Source organism: Methylobacterium amylolyticum (assembly GCF_030700245.1).
GTDB lineage: Bacteria > Pseudomonadota > Alphaproteobacteria > Rhizobiales > Beijerinckiaceae > Methylobacterium.
Map to the genome: position 1 here is coordinate 1 of NZ_JAUYZI010000118.1, position 4,395 is coordinate 4,395.

The 4,395-nt window shown below is 70.9% G+C and carries 4 protein-coding genes; 1 reads left to right on the top strand and 3 read right to left on the bottom strand.

Going from position 1 to position 4,395, the window contains the following annotated elements; translation table 11 throughout:
- Positions 1 to 1,041: transposase (locus Q8W71_RS32465; RefSeq protein ID WP_305526334.1), on the top strand; the 1,041-nt coding region annotated here is incomplete at its 5' end.
- A gap of 350 nt (positions 1,042 to 1,391) precedes the next feature.
- Here Q8W71_RS32465 and Q8W71_RS32470 read toward each other — a convergent pair.
- Genes Q8W71_RS32470 through istA form a run of 3 tightly spaced genes read right to left on the bottom strand, consistent with a single transcriptional unit; the run spans position 1,392 to position 4,203 of the window.
- Positions 1,392 to 1,859 (bottom strand): hypothetical protein, encoded by a 468-nt coding sequence (locus tag Q8W71_RS32470; RefSeq protein ID WP_305529437.1) that lies wholly within the window; start codon positions 1,857 to 1,859, stop codon positions 1,392 to 1,394.
- Positions 1,856 to 2,680 carry an IS21-like element helper ATPase IstB gene (gene istB, locus Q8W71_RS32475; protein ID WP_305529341.1) on the bottom strand — a complete coding sequence of 275 codons (825 nt, stop codon included), beginning with the start codon at positions 2,678 to 2,680 and terminating at the stop codon, positions 1,856 to 1,858. Before istB ends, Q8W71_RS32470 begins: the two co-directional genes overlap by 4 nt.
- Positions 2,677 to 4,203 (bottom strand): IS21 family transposase, encoded by a 1,527-nt coding sequence (istA, locus tag Q8W71_RS32480; RefSeq protein WP_458351527.1) that lies wholly within the window; start codon positions 4,201 to 4,203, stop codon positions 2,677 to 2,679. Before istA ends, istB begins: the two co-directional genes overlap by 4 nt.
- Positions 4,204 to 4,395: the final 192 nt, after the last annotated feature.

Consider the following 4,395-nt stretch of genomic DNA (forward strand, 5'->3'; position numbering starts at 1 on the left):
ATCCGGATCCTCGACGGCAACCACCTGCCGGCCAGCCAGAAGCGCCTGAAGGCCCTGCGCGGCGTGCGCGGGGCGGCCCTGCCCGGGCTGGCGATGGTGGTCTACGATCCCGACAGCGGCCTGGTGACCGATCTGGTGGCGGGCGAGGACGCCTACCAGCACGAGCGTGCCCTGGCCGCCCCCCTGCTGGAACGGGCCGGTCCGGGACAGGTCTGGATCGGCGACCGCCACTTCTGCCCCGGCGCGCTGCTGCGCGGCTGGGCGGCGGCCGGGGCCAGCTTCGTGGTGCGCGAGCACGCCAACCATCCCCGCCTGCGGGATGCGGGAGACTGGCACGCGGCGGGCCGGACCGAGACGGGCCGCCTGCGCGAGCAGACGATCACGCTCGATCCACCCCAGGAGCATCCACCCCAGGAGCCTCCGCCCCAGGAGCATCTACCCCAGGAGCCGTCGGGCCCGGAGCAGGCCGTCCCGTGGCGGCGCATCGAACTGACCCTGGCGCAGCCGACCCAGGCGGGCGACCGGGTGCTGCGGCTGTGGAGCAACCTGCCGGCCACGGTGACGGCCGCGCAGATCGCGCAGGCCTACCGGGACCGCTGGCGCATCGAGGGCATGTTCCAGCGTCTGGAGGGCGTGTTGCGCAGCGAGATCCCGAGCCTCGGTCATCCGCGCGCGGCGCTTCTCGGCTTCAGCGTGGCGCTGCTGGCCTACAACGTGCTGGCGCTGATCGAGCGCTGCGTGGAGCGCGCGCACGCCCCGGACGCGGGGGCCGCGCCGAAGGTGTCGCTGTATCACCTCGTGCTGCAGATCCGCAGCGGCTACGATGGCCTGTGCATCGCCCTGCCGCCCGAGCACTGGGCGGCCTGCGGCCCGATCGACCCGCCAGCCCTGGCCGCGCGCCTGCTGAGCTTGGCCCGCCGCATCGACCCCGCACGCGTCAGAGCCGGCCGCCGAAAACCCAAGGATCGAACGGCAAAGTCCGGGCCCACCAGCGGACCCCACTTCTCCACCGCAACCCGCCTGGCAAGCAAAACACCTTGAAAGGGCTGGGGCAGGCCCTTCAACGCCGCGGCCGCGGGCGAGGCGCTCATCGCGGCGTGCAAGCGCGCCGGCCCGTTCAGCCCACTGCGCGTCCGCGGTCGCGGCGTCTGGGTCGAGGACGGGGAGATCGTCGTCAACCTCGGAGGCCCGATCCGGGAGGGCCTGAAGTACCAGTACCTCTGCTTCGAGCCCATCCGCCTGCCGCCCGACGCGACCTTCGAGACCCACCGTCTCGCGGACCTGCTGGGGCGTTTCCGGTTCCGCGACCCGAAGAACGCCAGGCTGCTGCTCGGGTGGCTGGCGATCGCGCCGATCTGCGGCGTCCTCGACTGGCGGCCGCACTGCTTCGTCTACGGGCCGCCGAAGGCCGGCAAGAGCACGCTGCATCGACTCGCCACCGCGCTGCTCACCCCGCTCGCCATCGCGACGACGGGCGACAGCTCGGAGGCCGGCATCCGCCAAGCCATTGGCCCGGACAGCCTGCCGGTGATCATCGACGAGTTCGAGAGCGACCAGAGGCCGGGGCGCTTGAGGTCGGTCCTCATGCTCGCCCGCAGCGCCTCGTCGGGCGACACGCCGATCCTGAAGGGGACCCCCGAGGGCAAGGCGATGCAGTTCTCCCTGCGCACGGCCTTCTTCTTCAGCGCGATCAACCCGTCCGGCCACTCGCCGGCGGACGCGACCTGTAGCGCGACGATCTGGATGAGAGCCGAGCGACAATCAGGATGAGAGACCGGTGTCGCGGCGGGTTGATGATGAGCGGATCGATCGACCCGCACAAGACAGTTTTGAGCGAAGTTCGTGTCGCGGCGCGTCACGCGTCGGCGGTTTTGATTGTCGCGCGGGTCGGCGGTCGACCGGGACCGCGCTTCCGATCGAGGGCCGTGCGACGCCGGTAGCTCTCGACGTTCATCTCGAAGATGGTGGCATGATGCACCAGCCGGTCGACGGCGGCGAGCGTCATCGCCGGATCGGGGAAGATCCGGCCCCATTCGCCGAAGGGCTGGTTGGCGGTGATCATCAGGGAACGGCGCTCGTAGCGGGCGCTGATGAGCTCAAACAGCACGCTCGTCTCGGCTTGGTCCTTGGTGACGTAGGCGAGGTCGTCGAGGATCAGCAGATCGAAGCGGTCGAGCCGACCGATGGCCGCCTCCAGGCCGAGCTCGCGCCGGGCGACCTGCAGCTTCTGGACGAGATCGGTCGTGCGGGTGAACAGCACCTTGAAGCCGGCCTCGACGAGGGCGAGCCCGATCGCGGCGGCGAGGTGGCTCTTACCGCCGCCGGGTGGGCCGAACAGGAGCAAATTGGCCCCCTGCGCGAGCCACGCGTCGCCGGCGGAGACTGCCATGACCTGGGCCTTCGAGAGCATCGGCACGGCGGCGAAGTCGAAGCCGTCGAGCGTCTTGCCCGGCGGCAGGCGTGCCTCGGCGAGATGACGCTCGATGCGCCGTCTGTCGCGCTCGGCCAACTCGTGCTCGGCCAGCGCCGCGAGGAAGCGGGCAGCGGGCCAGCCCTCCTTGTCGGCCTGTTCGGCAAAGCGGGGCCAGACGGTCTTGATGGTCGGCAGGCGCAGCTCGCCGAGCATGATGCCGAGCCGGGCGGTATCGACGGCGGTGGTGGTGCGAGCCGGGGCCTTCATGCCGCCTCTCCCGTCGTCCGAGGGTCTCTGACGGCATCCAGGAGGCTCTCGTAGCTCGCCAGCGAGCCGAGGGCGACGGTGACGTGGGGAATGGCCGCCGGATCGGGGGCGAAGCGGGCCCGCAGGGCGGCGAGATCGGGCAGGCGCTTGGCGGCGAGTTCGACCGCCAGGCATGCGGCGAGTTCGGCCTCGCAGCCCCGGTCATGGGCGAGCGCGAGGAGATCGACGGCGATGCGGCAGGCTTGCCGCTCTGGAAGCGCGGCACGCAGGGCCTCGAAGGCGTGCCGGTAGGGTGGGCGTGGGAAGAGCCGGTCGCGGTAGACGAGGTTGAGCAGCGCCATCGGCTTGCGCCGGAGAGCGTGGATGACGTGGTGATAATCGACGACCTGATCGTGCCGTCCGCCCGGATGAGCCCGGCCCCGCGGCAGGGTGAAGAGGTGGGATCCGCCGACGAAGACGTCGAGGCGGTCGTCGTAGAGCCGCACGCGCAGGCTGTGGCCGATCAGGCGCGAGGGCACGGTGTAGAACACCTTGCGCAGGCGGAAGCCGCCGGCCGAGGAGACGCGCACGCTGACCTGTTCGTAGTCGCACGAGCGCCGCTCGGGCAATCGCCCCAGGGCGGCCCGCTCGCTGTCGATGCGCTTGACCTGGCGGGTGTTGCGGCGTCCGACGAGCTCGTCGACGAAGGTGCGGTAGGCGGTCAGGTCGGGGAAGTCCGTGCTGGTGCGCAGCAGGAGCGCGTCGGCGATGGCGCGCTTGAGGTGGCCATGTGGGCCCTCGACCGAGCCGTTCTCGTGAGCGAGGCCGGTGTTGTTGCGGGTCGGCGTCATGCCGTAATGGGCGCACAGGGCCTCGTAGCGGCGGGTGAGATCCTCGCATGCGGCCTCGTCGAGGTTGCGGAAGGCGGCCGAGAGACTGTCGGTGCGATGCTCACGGGGCACGCCGCCGAGCGACCAGAGGGCGTTCTGCAGCCCTTCGGCCAGCGCTACGAAGCTCTCGCCGCCGAGCACGACGTGGGCGTGCTCGAAGCCGGAGTAGGCGAGCCGGAAGTGGTAGAGCCGGTGGTCGAGGCGCATCCCGGCGATGGTGACGCCGAGGTCGGCCATGTCGGTGAAGTCCGACAGTCCCATCCGCCCGGGCTCGTGGGTCTGACGGAAGATGACGTCCTGGTCGGCCCCGTGCACGGCGCGCCAAGCCCGGATGCGCCGCTCCAGGGTCCGCCGGACCCCTTCGCCCAGATCGGGATGACGGCGCAGGATCTCCTCGAAGACCGCCACGGGCCTCAGGCCAGGCGAAGCTTCGAGCAGCGGCACGATCTCGGTCTCGAACACCTCGGCGAGGGGATCGGGCCGTCGTCGGCCACGCGGGGCCTTCTTGGCCGAGGGCAGGCGCGGATCGGCGCTGATGCGATGGCCGGTGGCGGGACTGAAGGCGGCCTTGGCGGCGGCCGCAGCGACGCTGTCGCTCTGACGGAACTGCATGAAGAGCCTCATCTGGTGATCGGTCACGTGGCGGCCGGGCACGGGCGGGCTCCTCGTCGAGAGGACGTCCTTGCCCGTCGCCAGCTGGCCGCTCTCACCAGACGGCATGCCCCTTGGGGTCACGCCGACGCCGATCTGATGCCTCCGGTCGGGCTCCGCCCTCCCTCCATCATCAGATCGGCGTTCCTCTCACCTTGATTGACGCGCTGGCCTCATCCTGATTGTCGCGCTGCA

Excerpts from the sequence above, each read along its gene's own strand:
- istB (WP_305529341.1), bottom strand. The coding sequence starts at position 2,680 with ATGAAGGCCCCGGCTCGCACCACCACCGCCGTCGATACCGCCCGGCTC.